Origin of the sequence: Pseudomonas sp. NMS19W (assembly GCF_051554255.1) — a bacterium.
Lineage (GTDB): Bacteria > Pseudomonadota > Gammaproteobacteria > Pseudomonadales > Pseudomonadaceae > Aquipseudomonas > Aquipseudomonas kribbensis.
Window position 1 is genome coordinate 6,163,584 of record NZ_CP136718.1, and the last position, 23,428, is coordinate 6,187,011.

Sequence of the window (23,428 nt, forward strand, 5' to 3'; positions counted from 1 at the left end):
TGCAATAATGCACGCCACTTTTGTTCTCGGCCTCACGAGGCCTGGAAGAGCATCACCGTTTTTCTACCTCAGGTCCGGCCAGCATGACACGCATTCAAACCCCCGCTTCGCCAACCAACCGACCTCGCGCCTGGAGCGCGGTGGCTGCCCTGCTGCTCAGCCTGATGCTGGCGCCAACTGCCGCTTTCGCTGACGCCCAGGCGCCGGCCACTCCAGCCGCCCACGAGCAGACTGCACCGGCTGCCCCTGCCGCCGCGCCGGCCGCGACCGACCCGGTTCAGGCCGTGGACGCCAGCGCCGAAGACGCACCTGAAGTCCTCGAAGCCGACAACACCCTGGGCATGGCCCACGACCTGTCGCCATGGGGCATGTACCAGAACGCCGACATCATCGTGAAGATGGTGATGATCGGCCTGGCCATCGCTTCGATCATCACCTGGACCATCTGGATCGCCAAAGGCTTCGAGCTGATGGGCGCCAAGCGCCGTCTGCGTAGCGAAATCGCTGCCCTGAAAAAAGCCACCACCCTTAAAGAAGCCAGCGCCACCGCGGCGAAGGAAGGCACCCTCGCCAACCTGCTGGTCCACGACGCCCTCGAAGAAATGCGCCTGTCGGCCAATTCCCGCGAGAAAGAAGGCATCAAGGAACGCGTCAGCTTCCGCCTCGAGCGCCTGGTGGCCGCCTGCGGCCGCAACATGAGCAGCGGCACCGGCGTACTCGCCACCATCGGTTCCACCGCGCCGTTCGTCGGTCTGTTCGGCACCGTGTGGGGCATCATGAACAGCTTCATCGGCATCGCCAAAACCCAGACCACCAACCTCGCCGTCGTGGCCCCGGGCATCGCTGAAGCGCTGCTGGCCACTGCTCTGGGTCTGGTCGCTGCGATTCCTGCGGTTGTGATCTACAACGTGTTCGCCCGCTCCATCGCCGGTTACAAGGCTCAGGTGTCCGATGCGTCGGCAGAAGTCCTGTTGCTGGTCAGCCGCGACCTCGACCACCAGCCTGAGCGCAGCAGCTCGCAGCCGCACATGGTCAAAGTGGGGTAATCGGCCATGGGCCTGCATTTGAAAGAAGGCGCAGACGACGATCTGGCCGAGAACCACGAAATCAACGTCACGCCGTTCATCGACGTGATGCTGGTGCTGTTGATCATCTTCATGGTGGCTGCCCCTCTGGCCACCGTGGACATCAAGGTCGACCTGCCTGCCTCGACCGCCAAACCGGCACCGCGGCCAGAGAAACCGGTGTTCCTCAGCGTCAAGGCTGACCAGCGCCTGTACATCGGTGACGACGAAGTCAAAGCCGAAACTCTCGGCGCCGTACTCGACGCCAGGACTCAGGGCAAGAAAGACACCACCATCTTCTTCCAGGCCGACAAAGGTGTGGACTACGGCGATCTGATGAGCGTGATGGACAAGCTGCGCAGCGCCGGTTACCTGAAGGTCGGTCTGGTCGGCCTCGAGAGCGCAGTCAAGAAATGATCACGACGCGCCATAAGTTGACGCGTTACAGCGGTAGCCTGGCCGTGGTGCTGGGCGTTCACGCGCTGGCCATCGCGCTGGCGCTGAACTGGACCGCCCGCCCGCCCATCGAGTTGCCGCCACAGGCAATGATGGTCGAGCTGGCACCGGTTCCGGCCCCGCCACCGCCTGCACCGCCAAAAGTCGTCACGCCACCGCAGCCACCGGCTCCGGTTGAAGAACTGCCGATCCCGAAACTGGCTGAAGCGCCCAAGGCAGAAATTGCCGTGCCCAAGCCGAAACCAAAACCCAAGCCAAAGCCGCAACCGCCGAAGCCGATCGAGAAGAAACCGGAACCCGTGAAGGAAAAACCTTCCGAGGAAAAACCGGCAGAACCTCAGCAGACCCAGGCACCGACGGAGAAATCCGCCCAGCCGGCACCAGGCCCGTCGCCAGCGCAACTGGCGGCCAAGGCCAGCTGGCAGGGTACGCTGCTCGCGCATCTGCAGAAGTACAAAAAGTACCCGGACAGCGCCAGGTCACGGAACAAGACCGGGACCAACCGCCTGCGTTTCGTGGTCGACGGCGAAGGCAATGTGCTGTCGTTCGAGCTGGTGGACCGCTCCGGCAACGCCGATCTGGACCGGGCCACCCTGGAAATGATCCGCCGCGCCCAGCCGTTGCCCAAACCGCCGGCGGACATGCTGAACAACGGCTCCATCGAAATTGTTGCGCCGTTTGTGTACTCGATCGAGAAGCGCCGCTGACGCACAACGCCCCGTTGGAGTTGCACTCGACAGACAAAGGCACCGAAAGGTGCCTTTGTCATATCTGCAAACGGCAAACCGACATTGCCCGGTGTCGCATTCATCACTCAGTCTGATAACGTGCGTCTATCGATTGCAGCCGGTATGCTTGGCCCGCATCTTCATGGACGCTTGCTATGACTCTCACAGAATTACGCTACATCGTTACCCTCGCCCAAGAGCAGCATTTCGGCCACGCGGCCGAGCGTTGCCACGTCAGCCAGCCGACCCTGTCGGTGGGCGTGAAAAAGCTTGAAGACGAACTCGGTGTGCTGATTTTCGAGCGCAGCAAAAGCGCCGTGCGCCTGACCCCGGTCGGCGAAGGCATCGTCGCCCAGGCGCAGAAAGTGCTGGAGCAGGCCCAGGGCATCCGCGAACTGGCCCAGGCCGGCAAGAACCAGCTGACCGCCCCGCTGAAAGTCGGCGCCATCTACACCGTCGGCCCGTACCTGTTCCCGCACCTGATTCCGCAACTGCACCGGGTCGCCCCGCAGATGCCGTTGTACATCGAAGAAAACTTTACCCACGTGCTGCGCGACAAACTGCGCAACGGCGAGCTGGACGCGATCATCATCGCCCTGCCGTTCAACGAAGCCGACGTGCTGACCCTGCCCCTCTACGACGAGCCGTTCTACGTCCTGATGCCGGCCCAGCACCCGTGGACCCAGAAAGAATCCATCGACGCCGCCCTGCTCAACGACAAGAGCCTGCTGCTGCTCGGCGAAGGCCACTGCTTCCGCGATCAGGTGCTGGAAGCCTGCCCGACCCTGACCAAGGGCAACGACGGCGCCAAGCACACCACGGTCGAATCCAGCTCGCTGGAAACCATTCGCCACATGGTCGCCTCCGGCCTCGGCATTTCGATCCTGCCGCTGTCGGCAGTGGACAGCCATCACTACGCCCCCGGCGTGATCGAAGTGCGTCCGCTGTCGGCACCGGTGCCGTTCCGCACCGTGGCCATCGCCTGGCGCGCGAGCTTCCCGCGGCCGAAAGCCATCGAGATCCTCGCCGACTCCATTCGCCTGTGCTCGGTCGCCAAACCCGCCGCGCCGGTTACGGCCGGTTAAGCCAGCGTCATGACTGAGCTGTCGCAGGTGTCGGTCACCGCACTCAAGGGTGTCGGTGAAGCCATGGCCGAGAAACTGGCCAAGGTCGGCCTGGAAAACCTCCAGGATGTGCTGTTCCACCTGCCGCTGCGTTATCAGGATCGCACCCGCGTGGTGCCGATCGGCGCGTTGCGGCCGGGACAGGACGCCGTGGTCGAAGGCACCGTCAGCGGCGCCGACGTGGTCATGGGCCGGCGCCGCAGCCTCGTGGTGCGTTTACAGGACGGCACCGGCGGACTGAGCCTGCGTTTCTACCACTTCAGCAACGCGCAAAAAGAAGGCCTCAAGCGCGGCACGCGGATTCGCTGCTACGGCGAAGCCCGGCCCGGCGCCTCGGGGCTGGAGATCTACCACCCGGAATACCGCGCCATCAACGGCGACGAACCGCCACCGGTGGATGAAACCCTGACCCCGGTCTACCCGCTGACCGAAGGCCTGACCCAGGCCCGCCTGCGCCAGTTGTGCATGCAGACGCTGACCCTGCTCAAGCCGGCCACCCTGCCCGACTGGCTGCCGACCGAACTGGCCCGCGACTATCAACTGGCGCCGCTGGCCGACGCGATCCGCTACCTGCACAACCCGCCCGCCGATGCCGACGTCGACGAACTCGCCCTCGGTCATCACTGGGCCCAGCATCGTCTGGCCTTCGAAGAGTTGCTGACTCATCAACTGTCCCAGCAGCGCCTGCGCGAGAGCATGCGCTCCCTGCGCGCACCTGCGATGCCGAAAGCCACGAAGCTGCCGGCGAAATACCTGGCCAACCTCGGCTTCAATCCGACCGGCGCTCAGCAGCGGGTCGGCAACGAAATCGCCTACGATCTCAGTCAGCACGAACCGATGCTGCGGCTGATTCAGGGCGACGTCGGCGCAGGCAAAACCGTGGTCGCCGCCCTCGCCGCGCTGCAAGCGCTGGAGGCGGGCTATCAAGTCGCACTGATGGCGCCGACCGAGATCCTCGCCGAGCAGCACTTCATCACCTTCAAGCGCTGGCTCGAGCCGCTGGGCATTGAAGTGGCGTGGCTGGCCGGCAAGCTCAAGGGCAAGAACCGCGTCGCCGCACTGGAGCAGATCGCCAGCGGCACGCCGATGGTGGTCGGCACTCACGCGCTGTTTCAGGACGAAGTGCTGTTCAAGAACCTCGCGCTGGTGATCATCGACGAACAACACCGCTTCGGCGTGCAACAACGTCTGGCGCTGCGGCAGAAAGGCGTCGGCGGGCGCATGTGTCCGCACCAACTGATCATGACCGCCACGCCGATTCCGCGGACGCTGGCGATGAGCGCCTACGCCGACCTCGACACCTCGATCCTCGACGAACTGCCACCCGGTCGAACCCCGGTCAACACCGTGCTGGTCACCGACACCCGCCGCGTCGAAGTCATCGAACGGGTGCGCAGCGCCTGCGCCGAAGGCCGTCAGGCCTATTGGGTGTGCACGCTGATCGAAGAGTCCGAAGAGCTGACCTGCCAGGCCGCCGAAACCACTTTCGAAGACCTGACGGCCGCCCTCGGCGAGTTGAAAGTCGGGCTGATCCACGGCCGCATGAAGCCCGCCGAGAAAGCCGCCGTCATGGCCGAATTCAAGGCCGGTAACCTGCAACTGCTGGTCGCCACCACCGTGATCGAAGTCGGCGTGGACGTACCCAACGCCAGCCTGATGATCATCGAAAACCCCGAACGCCTCGGCCTCGCGCAACTGCACCAGTTGCGCGGTCGTGTCGGCCGGGGCAGCGCGGTCAGCCACTGCGTGCTGCTCTACCATCCGCCGCTGTCGCAGATCGGCCGTCAGCGCCTGGGCATCATGCGCGAGACCAACGATGGTTTCGTCATCGCCGAAAAAGACCTCGAACTGCGCGGCCCCGGCGAAATGCTCGGCACCCGCCAGACCGGCCTGCTGCAATTCAAGGTCGCCGACCTGATGCGCGACGCCGATCTGCTGCCCGCCGTGCGCGATGCCGCCCAGGCCTTGCTCGAACGCTGGCCCACCCACGTCAGCCCGTTGCTCGACCGTTGGCTGCGACACGGGCAGCAATACGGCCAAGTGTGAGCACCGTCGCAGTTTCTCAAAGCTCGTTCCAACCAAGCTGGTTATACTCCAGCAATTGTTTCAAAAACGGATACAGACCATGACCGAAGCTGCTCTCGCCCCCGAATCTCCGCACGCTCCGTCTGTTATTCGGCTGCTGCTCAACAAGCTGGGCGTCGCCTACGAAGAAGTGCTCGACCACCACGGCCTCAATGCCTCGCGCAAAGTGCAGGCCGTGTTGCTGGACGACGCTGTCGGTGCGCTGATGGTGCTGTTTCCACAGAGCCAGTTGCTGGATCTCAACCGCCTCGCCGAGCTGACGGGCCGTCGCCTGACCGCCGTGTCCACCGAGCGCCTGGAAAAGATGCTCGGCAAACACAGCCTGAGCCTGTTGCCGGGCCTGCCGGCGCTGACCAGCTCGCCGTGCCTCTACGAAGAAAGCCTGCTGCGCGAGCCGAAGCTGCTGATCAACTCCGGCGAGCCGGGCCTGCTGCTGGAAATCGCCAGCGAAGACTTCAAGAGCATGCTGACGAAGGCCAGCGCCGCCAACTTCGGCGAAGCCCTGAGCAGCATCCGCCCGAACCTCGACCGCCCGGACGATGACCGCGAGGAAATCACCCAGGCCGTGCAGGCGTTCACCGCGCGGCGCATCCAGCAACGTCTGGAAGCGACCATCGAGATTCCGCCGCTGGCCGAAACCGCACAAAAAATCATCAAGCTGCGCGTCGACCCGAACGCCACCATCGACGACATCACCGGCGTGGTCGAAACCGACCCGGCGCTGGCTGCGCAAGTGGTGAGCTGGGCGGCGTCGCCCTACTACGCTTCGCCGGGCAAGATCCGTTCGGTGGAAGACGCGATCGTGCGCGTGCTGGGCTTCGATCTGGTGATCAACCTGGCGCTGGGCCTGGCACTCGGCAAGACCCTGAGCCTGCCAAAAGATCATCCGCAACACACCACACCGTACTGGCAGCAGTCGATCTACACCGCCGCCGTCATCGAAGGCCTGACCCGTGCCATGCCGCGCGCCCAGCGCCCGGAAGCCGGCCTGACCTACCTCGCCGGCCTGCTGCACAACTTCGGCTACCTGCTGCTGGCCCACGTGTTCCCGCCGCACTTCTCGCTGATCTGCCGCCACCTGGAGGTCAACCCGCACCTGTGCCACAGCTATGTCGAGCAACACCTGCTGGGCATCAGCCGCGAACAGATCGGCTCCTGGCTGATGCGCTACTGGGACATGCCCGACGAACTGGCCACCGCCCTGCGCTTCCAGCACGACCCGAACTACGACGGCGCCTACGCCGAATACCCGAACCTCGTCTGCCTGGCCGTGCGCCTGTTGCGCAGTCGCGGCATCGGCTCCGGCCCGGATGAAGACATTCCGGATGCGCTGCTGGAACGCGTTGGTTTGACTCGTGACAAGGCCAATGACGTTGTCAGCAAAGTGCTTGAGGCTGAAGTACTGTTGCGTGAGCTGGCTTCGCAGTTTAGCCAGGCCTGATTCGCGCCCATAAAAAAGGCCCCACACTCAACCGAGTGTGGGGCCTTTTTTGTTGATCGTTCACACCGGACTCAAGCCTTCGGCTTGGCCTTCCTCGGCTTCAAATACTTCATCAACCCCTGAAACCACATCACCAGCGCAGGATTACCCTTGAGCTGGATCGACTTGTCCTGAATCCCCTGCATGAACGCCAGCTGCTTGTTCTTCGCCTGCATCGTGGCAAACCCGAACGCCGCGTCTTTAAAGGCAATCGCAAACGCCGGCTCCGCCACCACCCCGGACTTGCTGGTAATGCGCTGATCCTTCACCACGAAATGCCGCGCCACTTTCCCGTCCAGAGTCTGCAGCTGAAACACCAGATCCTTGTCACCCAACTGCTGCTGGAACGCAGGATTTGTCCGACTGGCCTTACCCATCAACAGACCCAGCATCCACAGAAGAAAACGAAATTTCATGCGCACAGCCTCAAAAGGAAAATGAACGGCCGGGGGAGTGTAAGGGATTCGGACGGATTCGCCACTATCTTGGATTGATAGAAGACGATGCATGGCTTTTCCTGAAAGATGACTGCCAAGTCACGACTTCACTCTCAGGACTTGATCGTTCCTACGCTCCGCGTGGGAATGCATCCCGTGACGCTCCGCGTCACACCGTCCCCCGTCCTACACCTGAAGAAACACATTCCTGTAGGAGCTGCCGACAGCAGTGTTTTCTTGTTCCTCTACCCCGCAAATCCTTGGGAAATGTCCTTCAAACTGCGGTGCTGTCCATGAACTAGGCAGGCTGGAACATCGCCGATAGCCTCTGTGGGTCGCCGCAAAATCGGTGACTCGGACGTGCAAGTCCGGTTCAGGTGCACAATCGCAATGGCATTTCGCCGAGCCTTTTCCTATGCTCGCGGATCGTTATGGCGGCTGTGCGTCGGAGACCTTCGGGTCTGCCGGGCACCTGGACCGGTCTTGCACACCAACGCACAGCTGCCACCTATTTCGAAGTGCAAAGCGAATGGGTGTCGGCCTCACAACTCCAGGAAGCTGCGCAATGATCAAACCAACACCGAATCCCCCCGAAATTCCAGAAAACCCGGAAACCTCCCCCTACGAATCCCTCGATTCAAAGAAACTCCACGAAGCCGCCGAACGCGCCCTCGACCACCACTTCAAACCCAGAGCCTCACGCCCCAAACGCCTGGGCGGCCTGTTCGCCCTCTGCCCCAACGCCGACGCCGAAGCCCTCATGGCCAACGCCTCCGAAGACCTCCTGTCCATCAGCGCCATCGCCGCCAACCTGGCCGACGACCTCGACGGCCCCCGCCGCTCGATGGCACTGGGCCTGAGCAGAATGGCGGACGGCGTGCGGTTGATGGTGGAAGGCACGCTCGATCACATTGAGTTTCGGGAGTATCAGGCCAAGCCGTAGCTGAATCGCGGGCGGAAAAAAGGGGACGTTGAGTCCCCTTTTCCAACTTTCCAATTCCTCACCACTGACAGCCCGTCTCCGGTGAGAAATCCATACTGAAATCGTGTTCGAAGGAGTACATCTTCCCGGTTTTGTAGTTCGTATAAGTCATTCCATAGACCCGGGCACCCTGACTGACCATTTCATACTCCCCCGTCAGCGCGCCCTCCGAAACCTCAACCCAAGTCGTCGTGAACTGATACGGACGATCCTCTGCCAGAATTTCTTGCTCGGTATTCCGATACACCAGAGAAATGGCCTTCTTCGACTTGCTGTACCTGACAGCCGCTCCGCTCCATTTGGAGAAGGAGTCGTAATAAGTTCTGAGTTCGAAATTTATGCTTTTGGCGCTCTCTTGCGAACGGAAGCAATAAATCTCCGTCGAGACCTCACTGTGCGCCGCCATAGGAAAGAGAACAAACAGTGCAGCAGATAAAACTCGCATTGATTTCAATCTGATCATTCCTTCAACGATTCAGAGGTAACTGAAAACGCATTCGCACTGCGCAGTTAGCGATGTCCTCCCGGAACACACGCTCACTCATTTCGCAGTGCCCATCGACGTATTGCCTCCACAACGGTTCGTCAAAGTTGTCACCCCCCAATCGCTCCATCGAAGCCGCCAGACCTTTCTCGCGATCCTGCCCCGCCATGGCCGATGCAGCTTTATAAAAACCGTCCAGGGGCAACCCAGTCTGCAGGGCGACCAACTCCCCCAACCGGGCATTGGTTGTTTGCACCAGGCACCCAAGCTTTTCGATGGGCGCCTCTGCACCGGGCAAGGCCGACTGATAGATATCCTCGCAATACGCCTCTTTGAAGCGCACCCACTTCTTTTGCACATCAGTCAGTTGCTTCTTGTCGGCGGGCGCCAAACTGACCAGCGCTTTCTTGTATTGCTCATTCAACACTGCGTCGACTTTCTCGAAAGTCTGCTGACCGCAAATAATCATATCGGGAGTGGAAAAGCTGTCGGGATTGCAGGTTTCCTGGGCATGCGCAGGAACCAGCAATGCAGCCAAAGAAGCACCCGCGACCAGTTCAAGGAACGTCTTGAGTTTGATCATGATCCGGATACTCCGGCGCTGCGCTCAGCTACCCGTCCAGAAGTCTTCGAGGCACCGGGCTCGGAGGCGCCGCACTTCAGCTCTTTGATCTGCTCATTCTGAATCGAAATTACACAGGCCAGGCGCTTTTCGCCGATAGGACTGGGCTCTAAATCCCGCGTCGGCATAACCCGACCAAAACGACTTGCCGTCAAAACTGCAAAACCGCCCACGTGGTCGCGATCCAGACAATAAAGATACGAAGGGTGCATTACTTCAATGCCTGGATTGGAGGATCTTGATAGCTGACATCAACCTCAATTCCGGTATCTCTTGCTTTCTCCTCCCTCGCCGTCCTGATGGCTTGATACTCTTTTAATTTTAGAGGCAGCAATTCCTTCCACTTATCTTTTTCCTGAGTGCTAGCAAATGTTGAACGCCAGTATTCCGACTGGCTTTTAACGCTCAAGCTAACCAGGTAAGTTCCGCGTTCGGCAGGCACATCGTCAGAATCACGACGCCATGCTTTGACAGTAAGATAACCATCATCGCTGAAAAAGCTCCATGTATAAAAATCATCGACTTTCAACCAACGCGCCAAATCCAGACGATAGTTTGGATCCAGCCACGGATGGCTCATGACATAATCACCGAGCACTTTGTTTGGCGAAGTGATTTTGTCGCTTTGCGATCCGGAAACTCTCGGATCAGACGGCGCATAGTAATGATGCCAACCGGCAGCTTTTACCTTATCGATCAAAGCATATAAAAAGGCTTGATACTCTTCGTGCCTGCTGTAGTCAGGAAGAGACCGAATTGAAAGTTCAACATCCTCGACGTTATCACTCTCATTTTTATCTACGGCAATGCTTATGCCCGCGACGTGTTCCAGGGTCAGCGTTTTATTGACAACAACAGTGGGAAGGTCTGAATCTCCAAAGTGTTTTTCAATTTTATACCAGCACATATTCACCTCCGACATGCATTCTTCAGAGAATTGCACCGGGCTTGCCGCCACTAAATCGCTCGCATTTTTCTGCGTTTGAATTTGAATCGACGGACTATTGCCACTTATTGCTTTACTCCCGCCATCAGCGACATCACCACAAGCACCGACAAATAAAAACAACAAAAACAACATGCTTCTCATACGGCACCCTTCCAGGTCGCAATCTAACCTTCCATATAGTCCTTCTTTGAACCCATTAACTTATGATATTGCCCCTCCTTCCAACTTACTTCAATGCTTTGATGGATGGATCTTGATAGCTTGAGTCAATTTCAATACCCGATTTTTCCGCCTTGTCCTCTCGGGACTTCCGAATAGCAGCATATTCTGTCATCTTGGCGGGCAGCAGCTCTCTCCAACGCTTTTTATCTTCAGCCTCGGTGAAAGCAGCACTCCAGTATTCACGCTCAGTGGTGAAGCTCAAACTTACCAAATACGTTCCGCGCTCATCAGGAGCGTCATCAGAGTCTCGCCGCCACGCTTGCAACGTAAGATAATTGCCATCTTTATAAAAATGCCAATTGTAAAATTTACCGACTTCCAACCATCGCTCATGATCCAGATTATAGTTCGGATCCAGCCACGGATGACTTAATACGTTATCACCCATGACTTCATCAGCTGTATTAATCTTGCCAATTTGACTACCTGGAATTCTAGGATCAGAAGGTGCGTAATAGTGTACCCAGCCCGCCTTCTTTATATCTTTTATGAGATCGTATAAAAACGCTCGATACTCATCATGCTTGCTTCCATCCGGGAGACTACGAACTGATAAGTCGAGGTTCTCCACGGTAGTGCCTACCTCACCATCCACTGCAGTGCTGACACTCGCAACCTGGTTCTAGACGCAGAGATTTATTCACCTCGACTGATGGAAGGTCTTCATCACCGAATGATTTTTTAACTTTATACCAGCACATATCCACATCAGAAATGCACTCTTTTGAAAAATAAACAGGAGCGCTTGAAAGTAGACTATTTATCTCTTCTCCAATCTCAACACTGATTAACTGTTTTTTGTTCGTGGTGGTACCAGCGTCTACTCTGTCTGAAACGCCACACGCAGTGAGCAATAAAAAAATCAAAAACTCGTAAAATTTCATTTTCGGGCTTTCCAGGTAGAAACCATCTCTATTTACTACCAAATATAATCTTTCTTTTACCCCATATCTTCATGATGCCAGCTTGCATTTTCTCGGAAAAACCCCATTAAACAAGTGGATCCAATCCACTTAACCCCCCAGCTAGCTCAAAGCAATTGATCGAAATAAACACAATAAATAAATCAGCTCCCTTTATCATTAACCCCGTATATACAGCCACTCCACCAATTTAGAAAAGGGAGTGATTCCGGGATAACCGTTGCTCACTCCTTATCTATCGCTGTTATTCGACCTGCTCCATTTTTGGAGCCTTGTAACTCTCGTCCAGCGAGACGCCAGCGGCCTCAGCTTTGACTTCAGCTTCCGAGCGTTTTTTCAGTAGCTGGGCTATGCGACCGGGAAATAGTGTTTTCCACTGCGGTCGCTCTTTCTCTTCAAAGTCTGTTCTCCAGAAGTTCTCCAGCGATTTGAACTCGATTTTCACAAGGTATGTGCCGGAACGAGAGGGGTCGGTAGCAGAGTTTCGTCTTTGCCCTTTGACATGTGCGATGTACTGACCACTGTACAAGTACCAGTCATAAAAGCCATCGTTCGCCAGCCACTGCTCCATACTCATTTCATGATCTGAATCGAAAAGCGGATGGCTCAATGGCGTTACCCCAAACACACTGTCTTTCCAATCGAACTTATTAAGTTCCGAACTGGAAATTCTAGGATCGGAGGGGAAATAATATTTTTTCCAGCCCGCGGAGCGAAGGTCGTTTATAAGATCATAAACAAGCTTTTTGTTTTCCTCGTGAGAGCTGTTATCTGGCAACCCGCGCAGCGTCACAACAACATTCTCGATGTCTTTCGTCACATCGCCATCCACAACTACGTCGACACCCACCACTCGCTTTATTTCGAGTGTGCTGGTTGGCTGAGTAATCGTCAGGTCAATTAGCGCATTCTTTTTTCCCGAGACATCAAGCTCGTACCAGCACATATTGACTGCATCCAGGCAATCTGGCGTAAACTCCAAGGGACTGCTACCCAACAGCCTGTCAATTGGCGCGCCCAGCTCAACACTAATACGTGAAGCTTCAATATTCATATTCTCTGTACCTTCGGTCTTGGTGCCATCACATCCAACAAGAAACAAAAACAATACAGCCTGACACCACCTCACGTTTTATTTCTCCATCCGGCTATTTCAGAGATCATTCCTTCCATATAGCCCGTCCTATTTATCATCAGACCATGATATTTATCTGCGATCTTCTGAATGAATCCCATCCGATTCTGAGCATTGTACAAATCCCCCTCATGCATTTGCTCACGCAACTTTGGATCCTTGACGTCACACGCGGTTGAGAATGCGGCCGAGCGTAAAGGCACGAGCGGTATACCCTCCGATGCTTTTTGCACATCCAGAATGGTTTGAAATACTGGATCCTCATATATAAGCGGCTGCAGGATATTCAACTGCTCATGATTAGCCGTTGCAATAAGCGACTTGTACTGGAGCGCCTGCCTTGCAGTGCCAGGCGCCTCACTCTCGACTTTTTTTATGTAAGAAAAAGCCTCTGTAACTTCACTCTTGACTTTGAAATTATCAATAACACCCAAAGACTCTTTCGCCCACGGCAAATTCTTCAAGCCTATTTTTATTTTTTCTTCAAATTTCTCACTGTCACGATCACCCGCACAACCTACAAACTTCGTCGGATATTGGCTGTAAAACCAATGCCAGCAAAAAATGTCTTGAAACAGCCAAAAATTACCTTTACCCAAACCATTTTTTCCGATATCGACGACGGGCTTACCTATGGGCATTGCGGCCGTTGCAAGTTTCGTGAAGTCCAGGCCACACTTCACCTGTTTACTGGCAAATGCGGCCAAACCCATCCAGTAAAATCGCCCCTTGAACGCCTCTTTGCCACCATCTTCTTTTTCCAGATAAAAAGAAGCATATACCCCCGCAATACGGGCTGCGCGGGCGCTAAAATCCCCGACAAGCATCCACTTGGTATCACCGAAGACGTAATACTCCTTCCTATAAACACTCAATCGCTTTATTGCCTGAAATTGCGCAAGCGACCACAAATGAGCGCAAGTCGCCTCGATTTGACGAGGGGGATCATTTTTAGCCTTATTAATTTCAACTTTCGCCAACGGGGTAGCTGCATTAGTCATCTTTTCGACTCCGAATATAATCATCTGCCCCGTCGGGAACACCAAAATCGTCCCAAACAAGGTGGACTTCAGCAGTTTGCACCGAATCCGTTTTCACCTGAGGAGAGTGGCCATCAGCATCACTTCTGAATTTCATTGGCGACGGTGTGCCAGGCAAAATAAGAGCGGCGGTAAGCCCCTCAACCGGATCCCCTGAACTCGTTACGAATTGAATCTTTTCGTAATAGCTCTTTCTAGCCTCGTTCTTCAGCACACTCCCCGCCCTAGCCTGATCTGCAATCAGCGGAATGACCGGTGCCAGAATGCCAATCCCCGTACCGCTTCCTGCCGAACCTCCGGCATTGATCTTCACCACCGGTCCAACCACCGTCACACCACCGCCATCGAGCTTGATAAAGCTCCCACCGCCCAGAATGGTCAGTTCGGTGCCGGCCTCAATCACCATCTTGTCGCCAGACTTCAGGTGGATTTCTTTCCCCACACTGGTCAGTTGGGCAGTCCCGAGTTTGATGTGCTGGCTTTCTCCTACCGTCAGGTGATCGTCGGCTTTCGCTTCGATCTTGCGATCAGCGATGGTGGTGCGGTGCTCTTCAGCCTTCAGCTCGGTGTAGCTGTTCTTCACCACAGTGTCGTGGCGTTCATTGCCGACGCGAATCTTTTGGTCGTGTTCGACGTTTTCATCCCAGTCGCGCTGGGCGTGGATGAAGATTTGCTCGGCGCCTTTTTTGTCTTCGATGCGCAGTTCGTTGTAGCCACCGCCGCCCGGGGAGCTGAGGGTTTTGAAGACGCTGCGTGTCTTGTTCGCCGGGAGGGCGTAGGGCACCGGGTTTTCCTTGTGGTACAGGCAGCCGGTGACGAGGGGCTGGTCGGGGTCGCCTTCGAGGAAGGTGACGAGAACTTCCATGCCGATGCGCGGGATGGAGATGGCGCCGTAGCGGTCGCCGGCCCAACTGCTGGAGACGCGTAGCCAGCAGCTGGTCTTGTCGTCGGCCAGGCCTTCGCGGTCCCAGTGGAATTGCACCTTGATGCGGCCGTACTGGTCGCAGTGGATTTCTTCGCCTTTGGGGCCGGTGACCATGGCTGTCTGGCTGCCGAGGACGCGGGGTTTCGGGTGTTCGAGGGCCGGGCGGTAGAACACGTCCCACGGGGTGGCGAGGAAGGTGTTGCGGTAGCCCTGGTGGAAGTCGTCCTTGTTGTCGGTGGTGTCGCTGGTCACCGATTCTTCGAGGACTTGCGGCTGTTTGCCTTCGTGGAAGATTTCGGTGAGCAGCCACAGGTCGTTCCACTCGCTGCGCGGGTGGTCGGACATTTCCATGAAGTGGCCGCTGACGAGTCTGGTCTGATCGCCGCGACCTTCGGCCTGACGGTAGTCGGCGCGGTGGCGTTCGAGCGCGCGCTGGCTGAGGAACTTGCCGCGCGCGCGGTCGATGAAGCGGCCGGGGTAATCGTAGTCTTCGAGATCCGGTTCAGTGCTCTCGCCATCCGGTTTGTACGCCGCTTCCATTTGCAGACGCGGCTTTTCGAAATCGTAGTCGCGGCGGGTGGTGCGGGTGGTGCGGGTTTCCAGACGCAGCTTGAAGCCTTTGATCACCGGTTCTTCGGCGACCATGCCGCTGCCCTGCACGTACGCGGTGGGCTGGCCGAGGTTCGGGAACACGGTCTGGTCATCGCCGAACACCAGCAGATGGCCTTTCTGGCTGTGCTGGAAGTGGTAGTGAATGCCTTCTTCTTCGCACAGTCGCTGGACGAAGTGCAGATCGGTTTCGTCGTACTGCACGCAGTAGTCGCGATCCGGGCACGGCTGGCTCAACTGGAAGCTGTAGGCGTTGCCCTTGATGCCGTGTTCGTCGAGGATCAGCGCGATGATTTTCGGCGCCGACATCTGCTGGTAGATGCGCTGGTTGGTGCGGTGATGCAGGTATTGCAGCTGCGGCACCAGCGAGACTTTGTAGCGGGTCAGGCGCTTGCCGGCATCGCCTTGGGCGACGCGGTAGATCTGGCCGTGGATGCCCGAGCCTTGTGGATCGAGGGCGAGGAACGCCTGTTTGTGCAGGAGTTTTTCCAGGTCCAGATCCGGGTTCTCGCTGACCAGTTCCAGGTCGAAACGGAACGGCTGGCTGATGCCTTCGGTGCCGGTGAACGACAGGACTTGCAGGTCGCCTACGTAGTCTTCGACCGTCAGGCTGAAGTGCGTTTCGTTAGCTGGGTTGAACATAAAGTGCTCCCTGTTCGAATGTCATCCGTTACGCCCTCAGCCGCAAACGCTGCAACCAGGACGAAGTGGCGCCCAAGGCGTCACGCAATTGTTCAGCAGAAATCGTGCGCTCTGCCGCGTCAAAGGCCAGCGCGGTGCGCAGCGCGGGCCAACAGTGTGTCGGCAGATTTGCCGGGGCTTGCAGTTCGCGATCCAGGTGTTCGTCACGGGCCTGGGTCGAGGGCAAGCGGCGGAACGGGTGTTTGCCGCCCGCCAGTTCATAGATCACGCAGGCCACGCCGTACACGTCCGCGCTGGCCGACAGCGGTTGGCCCTCGAGCAGTTCCGGGGCCGCGTAGCCCGGCGTCCAGGCGTTAAAGCGCTCGCGACTCAGGTGCGGCAGGCCGGGCAGGATGCCCTCCTCGGCTTGCCCGAGACCGAAGTCGAACAGGCGCACGCCGTCTTCGCAGAGCATGACGTTGCTCGGTTTCATGTCACCGTGCAGCACGCCGCGACGGTGGGCGTAGGCCAGCGCGTCGAGCAGCGGCAGCGCGATGTCGCGCAGTTCTTTCCACGGCAGGCCCAGCGGCCGCTCGCAGAGCAGTTTGTCCAGGGTCAGGCCACGCATGAGTTCCATGGTGATGAAGGCCCGCTGGCAATCGGTGTCCACTTCGAACGTGTGCGGTCGCAACACGTTGTCGTGACGCAGGCGTCGGGTCAGGGCGAACTCGCTGTAGAGCAAGGCACTGGCGTCCGGCGACTCGGCAAATTCTTCGCTGAGGATTTTCAGCGCAATGTAAGGATCGGGATCGCCGAACTGTTCGTGCAGCAGATCCCGGGCCCGGTAAACCGCACCCATGCCGCCGGCCCCGAGCAGACGCTCGAGGTGATAGCGGCCGGCGAGTACGTCCGGCAGTGCACCGATGCTGGCCTTGGTTGGCGCCAGCAAAGGCTCTGCCTTGTTTTCCTTGGCGAAGGCGAAGTAGGTCAGGTTGTTGGCCTGCTCTTCGCTCATCAGCAAGTCGTCGACTGAGGATTCGAGTTCAGTCATTGGCGGATCACCACGGCAGTCAGATTGTCCCGGGCGGCACCACGCAGGGCGCCGTCGAACAGACGTTCCAGCGCCACATGCGGCGCCGCCAGGCTGAGCGCATTGCCGAGGGCATCGCTGCTCAGGCCTTGATACAAACCATCGCTGCACAGCAGGAACACATCGCCCGGATAGACCTCGAGTTCCAGCACATCCAGGGTCAGTTGCTCCGCCGCACCGACCGCCCTGGTCAAGGCCTGGGCGGCCGGGTGCGCCGCAGCCTGCTCGACGCTCATCTGTTGTTCGTCGATCAGTTGCTGCTGCAGCGAATGGTCCTTCGACAGCTGATACAAACGCTGGCCGCGCCACATGTAGCAACGGCTGTCGCCGGCCCAGATGCAGGCCGCACGATTGCCTTCCACCAGCAGCGCCACGACGGTGCTGCCCATGATGCTGTCGTGACGCCCGGCGGTGACGGTCAACTCCTGTCCCAGGCGCCGGTTCAGCCAGTGCAGGCACTGGCGGATGGCTTTGAGGCGTTCGTCGAAGTCTTCGTGCTGCGGCAGTTCAGCCAGGCTGGCGACGATCAACTGGCTGGCGATGTCGCCACCCTGATGACCGCCCATGCCGTCCGCGACCACCCACAGCCCATGCTGCGGGGTGTCGAGGAAGGCATCTTCGTTGCGCGACCGCACCTTGCCCGGGTCGGTTCGCGCCGCGCTGCGCCAGGGACTGGCCACCAGCATCAGAGCTGCACCGGCATACGGAAGGTGCGCATCACGCCCATGTCGAACGGGTTCGGCGTGCGCTGGCTGGTGAGCAGGTAGTTGGCGCGCAGGCCACCCACGTCGGCTTTCAGCACCAGCACGTCGCGACCGGTCAGGTACTCGGTCTGCATCAGGTCGAACAGACGGAACAGCGACCACGGGCCGGAGTTCTTCTCGATGCCGATCGGGCGGCCGGCCATCTTGTCCATGACCAGACTGGTGCGACCGTCTTCAGCATCGGTCGGCCATTTGAAGTTCATCGGCAGGATCGGACCGTGGCGGTATTCCATGGTCTTGTCGCCGAACTTGAACTCGGAACGGCTGACCGCCGGATCGAGGGTGTACGGCTCGAGCTTGAACTGCACGGTCGGCTCGGCCGGGTTGATCGAGAAGAAGCTCTGGCGAATGTTCAGTGCCGCCGCCATCTGATCGAGGAAGACCTTGGACACCGGCAGGCTGCGACCGTCGATGCTGCGCATCCGGTAGTTGCCCGGATCACCGCTGACGAACGGACGCATGTAGCTGTCGAAGAAGCGGTCGATGGTGCCTTGAGCCCGGAAGAACTCGCGGAAGTCGCTGATCGCCACGTCGCTGGTGCTCGATGCGCTGAACGGATAACGCTGGTTGATGGTCTTGCCATACACGCTGTACAGCTCGCTCTGATAACGGCCGTTCAGGTATTGGTAGGCATCGTTGAGCACCAGGCGCCACGAGTCTTCGGCCAGCACGTTGAACCACACGCTCAGCGGACGCGGCAGACGACCCGACGCATTGCGCAGGTTGGTCAGCGCATCACGCTGGCCGCTCATGCGGGTCTTGGCCAGTTCGAACGCGGCCTGCTCCGGCGTGCTGGAACGGGCGAGGCCCGCCAGTTGCAGTTGCAGGTCGTTTAGCGCGGTGAATGCCGGGGTCAGGTCAGCGGCCGGGCCGTTGTTGTCGTCGAGCAGTTTATGCAGCGGTTCGAAGCGACGCTGCAAAGCCTTCTTGGCGGTGTCCGGCAGGTTTTTCGCCACGTTCATGGCCGCAGCCTTGTCCGTCAACGCCGAAGCGAGCTTGCCGACCTTGCCCAGTTTGCCCTTCTGGCCCGCCAGTGCATCGGCAGCGTCACCGGCTTCATCCACCGGCTCAGGGGCCGCCGGGAAGCGGGTGTTCTCACGCACTTCAGTCAGCAGCGCCAGCACCGGCGAGTTGGCCGAAGTCAGGCCCGCCAGTTGCTCGGCGCCTTCACCGGCATCGCTGATCGGCGGCAGCGCCACCTGGCCAACGGCCTCGCTCCAGTAGTTGGCGTAGTCGCGGAAGTACAGCTGCTCCAGCTCGACCATCAGGCGACGCAGATCCATGTCGCTGATGCCCGCGCCTTCGCCCAGTACCCAGTTGTCACGCAGGATGTCGGTGACCAGCGCCGAACCCTGAACCGAGAAATACTGCTGATAACCGGTCTGGGTGTAGAAGCCCGGGATCACGTATTCGGTGCCGATGAACAACGAACCTTGCGGGCCGAGGTGTTGGCTGAAACGGTAGTCCGGCAGGTTGCGCGCCTGCTCGCGGAGCATGCGGTAAACCACAGCCGCCAGGGACTCACTGCGCAGAACCTGACGGGCCTGAGTCACCAGTTGATCGTTGAGCGGATAGATAAACGGCAGCTTCAGCAGACGCTCAAGGTGCGCGTTCAAACCGTTCTGTACAGCCGTGTTGCCGGTGTAGCGCTGGGACCAGTCGGTAGCAACCCAATCCTTGAGCCATGCCGCATCGCGACGGTCCTTCATGTTCAGCATCAGGTACGCGCGCAGGCTGTTGATCAGCTTTTCGCGGTCCTTCATGTTGGCGCGGATCTGGCCTTCGAGCATGGTCGCGACGCGCGGCAGCAGTTGCTTTTCAAGCTCGCGCTCGTAGGCTTCCTTGACCACAGGACTGACGTCCTGGCCCTGATACAGACCGACCCGCTCGTGGTACGACACGTCGCTCTTGCTCGGGAACACCTGGGTGGCGGCGTAGCTGGTGTCGAGGGTTTTCAGCGCGCCCATCGCGTCATCGCGTGGCGACAGCACGGTGCGGAGCTGCGTCCAGTTCTGCGCCAGATTGCGCAGGTTTTCCAGACGCTCGTAGTTGGCCGAGAAACCGCCGGCCCAGAGCATGCCGAACAGCACCAGCGCGCCCAGTGCACCGACGTACAACGCACGCTGGCCCCAATGGATGCGGCTGCGCTCGCGCTTGTCCAGACCGGCCAGGTCGGCCTCGGGGAAAATCACCCGGCTGAGCAAGTGGTGGATGAAACGCGAACGACCACTGCGCAGGGTCGGCAGCACGCCGGCGCTCATGCCCAGGCTGGCGCCGATACCGGCGGTGGTCGAATCCATTTCGTGGGTCAGGTGCGGTGCGCTGGTCAGGTAGAAACCACGCAGTTGGGTCGCACGCTGGTAGCGGTTGCCGGTGAACGCCATGTCGACGAACAGGCACAGACGCTCGCCGATCTGGCCCATCTGGTGCGGGAAGTCGAGGATGCGGCCACGGCGCTGGGTGTCGCGCTCGGAGTGCATGCGCATGATCACCTGGCTGTTGAGGCGACGCAGCAGCTCTTCGAACTCGCCACGCAGCACAGCCACGTCGGTGCCGACCTGATCCTTGCGGAAACTGGTACCCAGCACCTGATCGCTTTCTTCGCGGGTCAGTTGGTCGAAGAATTCGTCGAAGCCCAGCAGCTTGTCAGCCTTGCTCAGCACCAGATACACCGGCACGTCGACGTGCAGCTTCTGATACACGTCTTGCAGACGCGCACGCACCTGGCGGGCCAGGGTGTCGATGTCCTGCTCGCTGCCACCGGTGAGGGTTTCCACCGGAATGGTCACCAGCACGCCGTTCAGCGGACGGCCGCGACGACGCTTGCGCAGCAGTTCCAGCAGAGTGGTCCAGGCGCTGCCGTCGACTTCCGAATCCGGTTGGGTCAGGTAGCGGCCGGCGGTGTCGATCAGCACACCGTGGTCGGCGAAGTACCAGTCGCAATGACGGGTGCCGTGGGTGTCACGGGTCAGCTTGCGGTCGATCTTGTTGATCGGGAATTCCAGCCCGGAGAAGTCCAGCAGGCTGGTCTTGCCGCTGGCCTGCGGGCCGATCAGCAAGTACCACGGCAGGTCACTGCGCCAGCGCTCGCTGCGGCCGCGATACAGGCTCGAAGTCTTGAGGGTTTTCAGGGCGTCCTTGAAACGCTCCTTCAACTCTTTCTGCTCTTCTTCGATCAGGTCGTCGCGACGGATACGGTCCTGGCCGTCTTCGGTTTCTTCGACGGCTTTCTTGCGGATACCGGCGCGCCAGCTGACGAAGACCATGGTCAGGCCCCAGATCAGGAACAGCACGGCGATGGTCAGCAAGCGCGAGGTCGAACTCTCCCAGAACTTGTAGTCATCCACTGCCAACAGCGGGCCGACGAACCACACCAGCAGCGCCACGAACAGCACCAGCAGCAGGGTCCAGACCCAGGTCTGGCGCAGGAAGGCGCCGACTTTCTTGAAAAACTTTTTCATCACACGTCCCTGTTTACGGCTGCGACTGCGGCTGGACCGCGGCCGGATCAAGCGGCTGATAAGGTTGCAGAACGGTGTCGCGCTGCTCGCCCAAGACCCAGGCGAAGCCCGAATACATCATCACCAGGCAGACGAAGGTGAACAGCACCACCATCCACGCCGGCACGATGCGTACCAGGTTGCGGCGCTGATCGTTGAGGCCTTCCCACTGCGGCGACAATTCACGCGGCACGTCGCCACGCAACTGACGGATCTGCCGGTACAGGGCGTCGCGGATGCCTTCGAGCTCCAGCATGCCGCGTGCCTGCACGCGGTACTTGCCCTCGAAACCGAGGGACAGGCACAGGTACATCAGCTCCAGCATCGGCAGGTGCTTGACCGGGTTTTTCGACAGCCGATCGAGCAGTTGGAAGAACTTCTCGCCGCCGAAGGTTTCGTTGTGGAAGCTGCTGAGCAGGCTCATCTGCGACCACTCGCTTTCGTTGCCCCACGGCGTGGTCACGACGGCTTCGTCGACCACGGTGCAGAGCACGTAACGCGCCGCCATCACCTGGCTGCTTTCGGCGCCGTTGTGCAGGGCGCGCACTTCGAACAGCTTGAGCCCGGCAGTCAGGCGCTCGTTCAGCGCGTAGAGATCTTCGCGGGTTTCGCTGTGCTTGAGGCGCACCACTTCCGACAGCAGGTCGGACGACGCCGCCACCAGCGAATTGAGACTGATATTGAAGGCTTCCGCCGGGCGCAGGCGCGCGGCGTAGATCATCCGTTCTTCCAGTTGTTCGAAGCGCGGCGGCGCGGCGAAGTCGGTCAGCGGACTCGCCGCCGGGCCATGGCCCTGACGGTCGAGCAGGACGGTTTTGTCGTCCTGGTTGTGTTCCATGTCCTTGATCATGTCGGTCAGTTCCTGATGGCCCAGAATTTCAGTTCAAGCTCGGCGAATTCGCCGGACACGTGAAACGCGAAGCCGCCGGAGCGCTCGAGTTGCGCCAGGTCTTCGGAACTGAGTTCGAGGATGAAATAGGTTTTGTTGGAGTGGAACGCGATCTGCCGTGGGGCCACCGGCAACGGTTTGACCTTGATCCCCGGCAAGTGCAGGTTGACCAGTTGGCGGATGCGCTCCACCGGGCCGACCTTGAGGTGCGCAGGCAAGCGGTTGCGCAGTTCTTCGGAGTCGCAGTTGGCACTGGCTGCCAGCACGAACGACGCCGAGCCCAGCAGTTTGTGGTCGTGCAGCGGCGACACGATGATCCCGTACTGACGCGCCTGCAGGATCAGTTCGATGGCGTGCTGTTCCAGCACCATCGACAGCACCTGACGGATCGACTCCATCAGTTTGCGAAAGCTCGCACCCTGGTCGGCGTGGGAGTAACGGCTGTCCAGACGCGGGCGTTTGCTGTCGCTGGAGAAAGTCGCCAGATCGCCGAGCATGGTCAGCAGCGTGCGGTACAACTCTTCCGGGTGAACCTGCTCCAGGCCCAGATAGTGGCGCAGCAGCAGTTCGGTGCGGTTGATCAGTTGCAGCATCATGAAGTCGCCGATTTCCGCGCCGCCGACCTTGCCGTTCGAACGAATGCGCTCGGCAATGGTGTCGCCCCGGTGGCCGAGCATGCTGATCACTTCTTTCAGGCACGACAGCAGGTAGCTGGAGGCGTGGGCCTGAATGTAGGTCGGCACGAAATCCGGGTCGAGGCTGATCACGCCGTCCGGCGTGGTGTCGAGCACGTCGCAGATCTTCAGCTTCACGTAAGCCTGGTCGCTCTGCTGCTCGCCGAGCAACAGCTTGAAGTCCGGGCGACCGCATTTGACCTGGCTCGCCGAATCGTCGCCGGCGTTGGAGTCGGCCACTTCGGTTTCATAGGCGGTGTAGCGCGCCAGCACGTCGGACTGCTCCGGACGGCGGGCCTCGATGTGGTTGCCGGTGACCAGCGGCAGCGCCAGGTAAATCGGCGTATTGCCGGTGTTCGGCGGAACGTCCAGGGCCAGCGGTTCGGTGTTGCCGCCGAGTTCGAACAGGCTGCCGTCCGGCAGGATCCCCGAGGCTTCACTGATTACCAGTTTGCCCATGTTGAGGAACTGCAAGTCGATCTCGAGATTCAGGAAACCCCAGGTGTAACCACCCAGCAACTGGGTGCGGGTCTTCATCTGGTGATCGTAGTAGCGGTCGTTGTGCTGGAAGTGCTGCGGACGCAGCAGCATGCCTTCCTGCCAGATGACTTTATGGGTATTCATG

Annotated in this window: 21 protein-coding genes; 7 read left to right on the top strand and 14 right to left on the bottom strand. The window is 59.2% G+C overall.

From position 1 onward, the window contains the following. The first annotated feature begins 83 nt into the window (after nucleotides 1-83). The 6 genes from exbB to R1A29_RS28435 all read left to right on the top strand — a co-directional run bounded on the left by exbB (nucleotide 84) and on the right by R1A29_RS28435 (nucleotide 6,898). Entirely contained in the window at nucleotides 84-1,046 is a 963-nt protein-coding gene (exbB, locus tag R1A29_RS28410) for a tonB-system energizer ExbB (RefSeq protein WP_438300176.1), read from the top strand. A 6-nt stretch (nucleotides 1,047-1,052) separates the two neighbouring features. Beyond that, nucleotides 1,053-1,481, top strand: a complete 429-nt coding sequence (gene exbD / locus R1A29_RS28415; protein WP_438300177.1) for a TonB system transport protein ExbD — start codon at nucleotides 1,053-1,055, stop codon at nucleotides 1,479-1,481. After that, a complete protein-coding gene (locus tag R1A29_RS28420; RefSeq protein WP_438300178.1) occupies nucleotides 1,478-2,227 on the top strand; it encodes a TonB family protein in 750 nt (249 codons plus the stop codon). Before exbD ends, R1A29_RS28420 begins: the two co-directional genes overlap by 4 nt. Nucleotides 2,228-2,403: 176 nt before the next feature. Next, on the top strand, nucleotides 2,404-3,333 hold the full coding sequence (locus R1A29_RS28425; protein WP_064379831.1) for a hydrogen peroxide-inducible genes activator: 930 nt from the start codon (nucleotides 2,404-2,406) through the stop codon (nucleotides 3,331-3,333). 9 nt (nucleotides 3,334-3,342) lie between these two features. Then, nucleotides 3,343-5,418: an ATP-dependent DNA helicase RecG gene (gene recG, locus R1A29_RS28430; RefSeq protein ID WP_438300179.1), complete on the top strand. Its 2,076-nt coding sequence runs from the start codon at nucleotides 3,343-3,345 to the stop codon at nucleotides 5,416-5,418. A 79-nt stretch (nucleotides 5,419-5,497) separates the two neighbouring features. Continuing rightward, nucleotides 5,498-6,898 carry an aminoacyl-tRNA deacylase and HDOD domain-containing protein gene (locus R1A29_RS28435; protein ID WP_438300180.1) on the top strand — a complete coding sequence of 467 codons (1,401 nt, stop codon included), beginning with the start codon at nucleotides 5,498-5,500 and terminating at the stop codon, nucleotides 6,896-6,898. A 71-nt stretch (nucleotides 6,899-6,969) separates the two neighbouring features. Here R1A29_RS28435 and R1A29_RS28440 read toward each other — a convergent pair whose 3' ends face one another. Then, nucleotides 6,970-7,353 (bottom strand): SCP2 sterol-binding domain-containing protein, encoded by a 384-nt coding sequence (locus tag R1A29_RS28440; RefSeq protein ID WP_096817262.1) that lies wholly within the window; start codon nucleotides 7,351-7,353, stop codon nucleotides 6,970-6,972. Between the two features lie 586 nt (nucleotides 7,354-7,939). On the opposite strand from R1A29_RS28440, the gene R1A29_RS28445 reads away from it, so the two are divergent. Beyond that, nucleotides 7,940-8,317 carry a DUF6124 family protein gene (locus R1A29_RS28445; RefSeq protein WP_085708860.1) on the top strand — a complete coding sequence of 126 codons (378 nt, stop codon included), beginning with the start codon at nucleotides 7,940-7,942 and terminating at the stop codon, nucleotides 8,315-8,317. Nucleotides 8,318-8,375: 58 nt separating this feature from the next. Here the strand turns inward: R1A29_RS28445 and R1A29_RS28450 are convergent, their stop codons facing one another. The 13 genes from R1A29_RS28450 to tssK all read right to left on the bottom strand — a co-directional run bounded on the left by R1A29_RS28450 (nucleotide 8,376) and on the right by tssK (nucleotide 23,427). Beyond that, nucleotides 8,376-8,801, bottom strand: a complete 426-nt coding sequence (locus R1A29_RS28450; protein WP_438302102.1) for a hypothetical protein — start codon at nucleotides 8,799-8,801, stop codon at nucleotides 8,376-8,378. 22 nt (nucleotides 8,802-8,823) lie between these two features. Next, nucleotides 8,824-9,423, bottom strand: coding sequence for a lysozyme inhibitor LprI family protein (locus tag R1A29_RS28455; protein ID WP_438300181.1), 600 nt, complete (start codon nucleotides 9,421-9,423; stop codon nucleotides 8,824-8,826). Nucleotides 9,424-9,673: 250 nt separating this feature from the next. Next, a complete protein-coding gene (locus R1A29_RS28460; RefSeq protein ID WP_438300182.1) occupies nucleotides 9,674-10,552 on the bottom strand; it encodes a hypothetical protein in 879 nt (292 codons plus the stop codon). 85 nt (nucleotides 10,553-10,637) lie between these two features. Continuing rightward, nucleotides 10,638-11,204 carry a hypothetical protein gene (locus R1A29_RS28465; RefSeq protein ID WP_438300183.1) on the bottom strand — a complete coding sequence of 189 codons (567 nt, stop codon included), beginning with the start codon at nucleotides 11,202-11,204 and terminating at the stop codon, nucleotides 10,638-10,640. 13 nt (nucleotides 11,205-11,217) lie between these two features. Beyond that, entirely contained in the window at nucleotides 11,218-11,517 is a 300-nt protein-coding gene (locus tag R1A29_RS28470; protein WP_438300184.1) for a hypothetical protein, read from the bottom strand. Nucleotides 11,518-11,800: 283 nt separating this feature from the next. Continuing rightward, nucleotides 11,801-12,610, bottom strand: a complete 810-nt coding sequence (locus R1A29_RS28475) for a hypothetical protein (protein ID WP_438300185.1) — start codon at nucleotides 12,608-12,610, stop codon at nucleotides 11,801-11,803. A gap of 71 nt (nucleotides 12,611-12,681) precedes the next feature. Next, nucleotides 12,682-13,692: a DUF2515 family protein gene (locus R1A29_RS28480; protein ID WP_438300186.1), complete on the bottom strand. Its 1,011-nt coding sequence runs from the start codon at nucleotides 13,690-13,692 to the stop codon at nucleotides 12,682-12,684. Beyond that, nucleotides 13,685-15,907: a type VI secretion system tip protein VgrG gene (locus tag R1A29_RS28485; protein ID WP_438300187.1), complete on the bottom strand. Its 2,223-nt coding sequence runs from the start codon at nucleotides 15,905-15,907 to the stop codon at nucleotides 13,685-13,687. Before R1A29_RS28485 ends, R1A29_RS28480 begins: the two co-directional genes overlap by 8 nt. A gap of 28 nt (nucleotides 15,908-15,935) precedes the next feature. Then, nucleotides 15,936-16,937, bottom strand: coding sequence for a serine/threonine-protein kinase (locus R1A29_RS28490; RefSeq protein WP_423204553.1), 1,002 nt, complete (start codon nucleotides 16,935-16,937; stop codon nucleotides 15,936-15,938). Beyond that, nucleotides 16,934-17,662 carry a PP2C family protein-serine/threonine phosphatase gene (locus R1A29_RS28495; RefSeq protein ID WP_039765158.1) on the bottom strand — a complete coding sequence of 243 codons (729 nt, stop codon included), beginning with the start codon at nucleotides 17,660-17,662 and terminating at the stop codon, nucleotides 16,934-16,936. The genes R1A29_RS28490 and R1A29_RS28495 overlap by 4 nt, the downstream gene beginning before the upstream one ends. Further along, on the bottom strand, nucleotides 17,662-21,201 hold the full coding sequence (tssM, locus tag R1A29_RS28500; RefSeq protein WP_438300188.1) for a type VI secretion system membrane subunit TssM: 3,540 nt from the start codon (nucleotides 21,199-21,201) through the stop codon (nucleotides 17,662-17,664). The genes R1A29_RS28495 and tssM overlap by 1 nt, the downstream gene beginning before the upstream one ends. A 13-nt stretch (nucleotides 21,202-21,214) precedes the next feature. Next, nucleotides 21,215-22,090, bottom strand: coding sequence for a type IVB secretion system protein IcmH/DotU (gene icmH, locus R1A29_RS28505; RefSeq protein WP_085708839.1), 876 nt, complete (start codon nucleotides 22,088-22,090; stop codon nucleotides 21,215-21,217). A gap of 5 nt (nucleotides 22,091-22,095) precedes the next feature. Further along, the gene (gene tssK, locus R1A29_RS28510) at nucleotides 22,096-23,427 is read right to left on the bottom strand and encodes a type VI secretion system baseplate subunit TssK (RefSeq protein WP_438300189.1); all 1,332 of its coding nucleotides are present in this window, start codon (nucleotides 23,425-23,427) and stop codon (nucleotides 22,096-22,098) included. Between the last annotated feature and the right edge of the window lies 1 nt (nucleotide 23,428).